Source organism: Microbacterium umsixpiens (assembly GCF_053543675.1).
Map to the genome: position 1 here is coordinate 1 of NZ_JBLVOH010000097.1, position 6,030 is coordinate 6,030.

A 6,030-nucleotide genomic window follows, 5' to 3' on the forward strand; every position below is an offset into this window, starting at 1 on the left:
CATCCTCGGCGCCGAGACCACGATCCAGGGGCTCGACGGCGAGGTCGACCTCGAGATCCGCGCGGGCGTGCAGTCCGGCGACGTGCTCACCATCAAGGGGCGTGGCATCACCCCGCTCCGGGGGACCCAGCGCGGAGACCTGCGCGTCGGCGTGCAGGTGCTGACGCCCACCCGGCTGGACTCCGCGCAGCGGGCGCTGATCGAGGACTTCGCGAAGAAGACCAAGGCGCCGGATCCGCAGCTCGCGCAGTTCCAGCCCGGTCTCTTCTCGAAGCTCCGCGACCGTTTCCGCAGCCACTGATCATGGCGCTGCACTTCCTAGTCGAGTCGTCGACGGATGCCGGAGTCGGCGACCTCGTTTCGTTGACCGGCGCTGAGGCGAAGCATGCCGCCGTCGTGCGGCGCCTGCGGGTCGGCGAGGCGGTCACGGTCGGCGACGGCGCGGGCGTGTGGCTGATCGGTGCGGCCGAAGAGGTGTCCCCGACCCGCGTCGAGGTGCGGATCTCCGACCGCGTCGAGCATCCGGCTCCGAGCCCTCGGATCGTTCTGGTCCAGGCGCTCGCGAAGGGCGACCGCGACGAGCTGGCCGTGCAGGCGGCGTGCGAGCTCGGCGTCGACGAGATCGTGCCGTGGCAGGCGAGCCGCAGCGTCTCCCGCTGGGAGGGACCGAAGGCGGTCAAGGGTCGCGAACGGTGGGCGACCATCGTGCGCGAGGCCGCGAAGCAAGCTCATCGGGCCTGGGTGCCCGAGGTCACCGCACCGGTCTCGACGACGCAGCTCGCCGAGCGGGCGACTTCGCAGCGCGTGCTGCTCCTCGACCCCACCGCATCCGTGCGCCTCTCCGAGATCTCGGCCGACGATCGCGATCTGGTGCTGGTCGTGGGGCCGGAAGGCGGGATCGCCGAGGAAGAACTCGACCGGCTGACGGCTGCGGGCGCCGAAAGAGTGCTCCTGGGCGACACGGTGCTGCGGACGTCGACGGCGGGCCCGGCGGCGATCGCCGTGCTGTCGGTCGCGCTCGGCCGCTGGTGAGCTGCGTTCCGGCCGCCCACGGCGTCAGGCCGCTGGGGACGCGGCGATCAGTAGACTTGAGCGCATGACGGAACCCTCGATCTTCACGCGCATTCTGAACGGGGAGATCCCTGCCGAGATCCTCGGCGAGACCGACCGCCTGTTCGCACTGCGTGACATCGCCCCGCAGGCACCGGTGCATCTCCTCGTGGTGCCGAAGACCGCGGAGTACCGCGATGTCACCGAGCTCGCCGCAGGGGATCCGTCCCTGCTGGCGGAGATGGTGGCGTTCGCCGGGAAGCTGGCCGCCGAGCACACCGACGACGGCGACTTCCGCCTCGTCTTCAACACCGGCACGAACGCCGGACAGACCGTTTTCCACGTCCATGCCCATGTGCTGGCCGGGGGATTGACCGAGAAGAGCGTCGGTGCCTGACAACAACGAACCGCAGGAACGCAGCCTGGGCGGTCGACCGCCCGAGGCCGTCGAGAAGATCTATGCCGATGGCGTCGCCATGGTGCAGCTCCTCGGCCCGCAGGACCGCCTGCTGCGGATGCTCGAGAAGGAGCACCCTGACGTCCAGGTGCTCGTGCGCGGCAACGAGATCACTCTCGGCGGCGGCGTGGATGCGGTCGCGAAGGCCAAGGCGCTGGTCGAAGAGCTGCTCGCCATGACCAGGGCAGGTCATGATCTGGCTCCGAGCGACGTCTCCAGCTCCGCCCGGATGCTGCGCCAAGAGGGCGGTCCCCGTCCGAGTGAGGTGCTGGGCGAGGCGATCCTGACCACTCGCGGCAAGGTGATCCGTCCCAAGACCCTCGGGCAGAAGGAGTACGTCGACGCGATCGAGGAGAACACGATCGTCTTCGGCATCGGTCCTGCCGGCACGGGCAAGACCTACCTGGCGATGGCCAAGGCCGTCCAGGCGTTGCAGCGCAAGGAAGTCACGCGCATCATCCTCACTCGTCCCGCCGTCGAAGCGGGAGAGCGCCTCGGGTTCCTCCCCGGCACGCTGACCGACAAGATCGATCCGTACCTGCGACCGCTGTACGACGCGCTCAACGAGATGATGGATCCCGAGATCGTGCCGCGCCTGATGGCCACCGGGACCATCGAGGTCGCCCCTCTCGCGTACATGCGCGGGCGTACCCTGAACGATTCGTTCGTCGTGCTCGACGAGGCGCAGAACACCACACCCGAGCAGATGAAGATGTTCCTCACGCGCCTCGGCTTCGGCACGCGCATGGTCGTGACGGGCGACATCACCCAGGTCGACCTCCCGCAGGGCTCCTCCGGACTGCGTCTGGTCACGCGCGTGCTCGACGGCATCGACGACATCCACTTCTCGCGACTCACCAGCGACGACGTCGTCCGTCACTCGCTGGTCGGACGCATCGTCGACGCGTACAGCGAGTACGACGAGAAGCGCACGGCGCAGCGCTTCGAGCGCGAGCAGGCCGCGGAGTTCGCCAACCGCGCCGACCGCAGGGGAGCGCAGCGCCCCGGACCACGTGACCGCATGCCGAAACGAGGACTCTCATGATCGAGATCAACAACGAGTCGGCCATCGACGTCGACGAGACCGTGCTGCAGCGACTCACGGACTACAACCTGGCGCAGCTGCACGTCAGCCCGGACGCCGAGGTGGCGATCGTCCTCGTCGACGAGGGCGCCATGGAGGCACTCCACGTGCAGTGGATGGACGAGCCCGGCCCCACCGACGTGCTCAGCTTCCCGATGGACGAACTGCGTCCGGGCACGGAGGACCGCCCCACCGCTCCCGGTCTCCTCGGCGACATCGTGCTGTGCCCGCAGGTGGCGGAGGCACAGGCTCAGGCCGCGCGTCACACCCTGATGGACGAGCTGATCCTGCTCACCACCCACGGCCTTCTGCACCTTCTCGGATTCGATCACGCCGAGCCCGACGAGGAGCGTGAGATGTTCGGACTGCAGAAGGAACTGATCCAGGGCTTCGCCGCGGCTGAACGCCGCCGATGACGGCCGCCCTCCTTCTCATCGCCGCCGTCCTGCTGGTGGCGTTCGGCGGTCTCATGGCGGCGATCGACGCCGCCTACGGTGTCGCCTCCCGCGCCAATCTCGCCGACATGGCGACCGAGGGACGCCGGGCCAAGGCGCTGGGGCGGATCGCCGCCGATCTCGACGCGCACGTGAACGCGGTCGCGTTCATCCGTGTGCTCGCCGAGGTGACCGCTGCGGTGCTGGTGACGGTCGCGTTCACCATGCTCATCGACAACAACTGGTGGGCGATGCTCGCCGCCGCTCTGCTGATGACGGCGATCACCTTCGTGCTCGTCGGCGCGAGCCCGCGGTCGTTCGGCCGCCAGCACGCCGAGGGAATGATCCGCGGTACCGCCTCGATCGTCCGAGGGCTCCGCATCTTCCTCGGACCGCTCGCGCAGGGGCTCGTCGTGCTGGGCAACAAGGTCACACCCGGCACGGGCCGCAGCTCCTTCGCCAGCGAGGACCAGCTGCTCAGCATGGTCGATGAGGCGGCCTCGAACGATCTGATCGAGGAGGACGACCGCGACCTCATCCACTCCGTGTTCGACTTCACGGACCAGTTCGTCCGTGCCGTCATGGTGCCGCGGACGGAGATGGTGACCGTCGATGCCACCGCCACGACGGACGAGGCGATGTCCCTGTTCCTGAACCGCGGCGTCTCCCGGATGCCCGTCGTGGACGACGACGCGGACGACGTGGTGGGTGTGCTGTACCTCAAGGACCTCGTGCAGTTCGCGTATCGCGACGACAGCGCCTGGCGCGCCGCATCCATCCGGCCGATCGCGCGACCGGCGACCTTCGTGCCCGAGTCGATGCGCGCCGAGACGCTCCTTCAGCAGATGAAGCGCGACGCCGTGCACGTGTGCCTCGTGATCGACGAGCACGGTGGCATCTCCGGCCTCGTGACCCTCGAGGACCTGATCGAGGAACTCGTCGGGGAGATCTCCGACGAGTACGATCAGGTATCCGCAGAGTTCGTCGATCTCGGTCACGGACGCTACCGCGTGAGTGCCCGTCTCTCCCTGGAGGACGTGGGCGACCTCTTCGGTCTCGAACTCGAGGACGAGGACGTGGACTCGATCGGCGGTCTGCTCGGCAAGGCGCTGGGACAGGTCCCGCAACCCGGGGCGACGGCGACGGTGGAGGGCCTGGTCCTCACCGGAGGAGCCTCTCGTGGCCGAGGTCGCGGGATCGCGACGGTGTTCGTGGAACGTGCGGCAGGGGACCCTGACGCTTCGCAGGATGAAGGAGATCGACACGATGACTGACGACACCCGAAGCGGGTTCGTGACCTTCGTCGGCCGCCCCAACGTCGGCAAGTCGACGCTGACGAACGCACTCGTCGGCGAAAAGATCGCCATCACCAGCGAGAAGCCGCAGACCACGCGTCGAGCGATCCGCGGCATCGTGAATCGTCCGGAGGGGCAGCTCGTCATCGTCGACACCCCCGGAATCCACAAGCCGCGGACACTGCTCGGTGAACGGCTGAACGACCTGGTGGAGCAGGTGCTCGGCGACGTCGACGTCATCGGGTTCTGCGTGCCGGCGAATGAGAAGGTCGGCCCGGGTGATCGCCGCATCGCCGCGTCGCTCGACGGCTATCCCCGCGCCAAGAAGATCGCGATCGTGACGAAGACCGATGTCGCGGCCCGCGACGAGATCACCGAGCGTCTGCTGGAGGTCGACGCGCTGCGTGAAGACTGGTCCGCGGTGATCCCGCTGTCCGCGCTCACCAGGGACCAGCTCGACGTCCTGTCCGACGAGATCCTGCTGCTGATGCCGAAGGGCCCGGCCCTGTATCCGGAGGGCATCACTACTGACGAGTCGCAGGAGGACCGCATCGCCGAAATGATCCGCGAGGCGGCTCTCGAGGGGGTGCGCGACGAACTCCCGCACTCGATCGCGGTCGTGATCGACGACATCGCGCCGCGCGAGGGCACCGACCTCACCGACGTGCACGCGTCGATCGTCGTGGAGCGCGACAGCCAGAAGGCGATCATCATCGGGCACAAGGGCAAGCGACTGAGCGAGGTCGGCGCGCGTGCCCGCGTCGGCATCGAGGCGCTGGTGGGCACCCGCGTGTTCCTCGGCCTGCACGTCAAGGTCGCGAAGGAATGGCAGCGCGACCCGAAGCAGCTCGGCAGGCTCGGCTTCTGAGATGAGGCCCGGTCACACGTCGATGGCGGCGGGAAGGCCGCCGACCCCGCAGACATGAGTTTCCGCAGCGATGACCCGAATCCGCTGCGGAACGAGGTCTTCACCCGAGTCTTCGACGCTCACTGGGCGGCGGTACGGCACCACATCGAGGGCGTCGTCGGCGACGAGGAGGAAGTCACCGAGATCGTCTCCGAGGTGTTCCTGCATGCCTGGTCCCGGTTGAGGCCGGCTCGACCGCCCGGTCGGGTCTGGTTGCTCCGTGCCGCCGATCGGCGTCTGCGCTCTCGTTCTCGTCCGTCGTCGATGCCGAACGGCGCCGTCGACGCCGTGCACAGCGGAGTGTCCGGCGCCGACGAACAGCCGGGGCTGACGGCCCGCCTGGTAGTCATTCGAGCTTTGGGTGTCCTCACTCCGGTACAACGGCGTATCATCATGCTCACGTACTGGGATGGACTCGCGGTGGGGGAGATCGCGGAATTGCTGCGCGCTTCTGAGTCCCGAGTGCGGAAGACGCTGGGCGTCGCGCAGGGTCGTCTGCGTGATGAGCTGGGCCTGGAGGGGCTGATGACGGGTGATGACTGACAACGCCGTGCTCGAGCGGATGCTGATCGATGCCGACCCTGCACCGACGCCACGTGACGCACCGCCCGACGCCCGTGCTCTCGCGACCCGGGACCGCATCCTCCGACGCGATGTCGCACCGAAGGGCCGTCGGGTACGGACGCTCGGCTGGGCGGGTGGGATCACGGCCGTCGCCGCTTCCACCGCCCTGGTGATCGGGGTGCTCTCTCCGCAGGGCGCCGCCGTGGCGGGCACTCCCGCACCGCTCGAGTTCAGCGGGT

The 6,030-nt window shown here is 68.4% G+C and carries 8 protein-coding genes and 1 pseudogene; all 9 read left to right on the forward strand.

Annotation, left to right across the window (positions count from 1 at the left end):
• On the forward strand, positions 1-301 hold a 301-nt coding region (locus ACNPM4_RS09775; protein ID WP_448985534.1), incomplete at its 5' end, for a DnaJ C-terminal domain-containing protein.
• 2 nt (positions 302-303) lie between these two features.
• On the forward strand, positions 304-1,032 hold the full coding sequence (locus ACNPM4_RS09780) for a 16S rRNA (uracil(1498)-N(3))-methyltransferase (RefSeq protein ID WP_105710101.1): 729 nt from the start codon (positions 304-306) through the stop codon (positions 1,030-1,032).
• Positions 1,033-1,096: 64 nt separating this feature from the next.
• A complete protein-coding gene (locus tag ACNPM4_RS09785; RefSeq protein ID WP_029261715.1) occupies positions 1,097-1,447 on the forward strand; it encodes an HIT domain-containing protein in 351 nt (116 codons plus the stop codon).
• A 79-nt stretch (positions 1,448-1,526) separates the two neighbouring features.
• A complete protein-coding gene (locus ACNPM4_RS09790; protein ID WP_231481794.1) occupies positions 1,527-2,552 on the forward strand; it encodes a PhoH family protein in 1,026 nt (341 codons plus the stop codon).
• Positions 2,549-3,007, forward strand: coding sequence for an rRNA maturation RNase YbeY (gene ybeY / locus ACNPM4_RS09795; RefSeq protein ID WP_029261717.1), 459 nt, complete (start codon positions 2,549-2,551; stop codon positions 3,005-3,007). Before ACNPM4_RS09790 ends, ybeY begins: the two co-directional genes overlap by 4 nt.
• Positions 3,004-4,299 carry a hemolysin family protein gene (locus tag ACNPM4_RS09800; protein WP_029261718.1) on the forward strand — a complete coding sequence of 432 codons (1,296 nt, stop codon included), beginning with the start codon at positions 3,004-3,006 and terminating at the stop codon, positions 4,297-4,299. Before ybeY ends, ACNPM4_RS09800 begins: the two co-directional genes overlap by 4 nt.
• A complete protein-coding gene (era, locus tag ACNPM4_RS09805; RefSeq protein WP_029261719.1) occupies positions 4,292-5,188 on the forward strand; it encodes a GTPase Era in 897 nt (298 codons plus the stop codon). The genes ACNPM4_RS09800 and era overlap by 8 nt, the downstream gene beginning before the upstream one ends.
• A 54-nt stretch (positions 5,189-5,242) precedes the next feature.
• Complete coding sequence (locus ACNPM4_RS09810) at positions 5,243-5,770, forward strand: RNA polymerase sigma factor (RefSeq protein WP_029261720.1); 528 nt, start codon at positions 5,243-5,245, stop codon at positions 5,768-5,770.
• Positions 5,763-6,030 (forward strand): annotated as a pseudogene (locus ACNPM4_RS09815) (hypothetical protein); the annotation flags it as partial. The gene ACNPM4_RS09810 and the pseudogene ACNPM4_RS09815, both read left to right, overlap by 8 nt.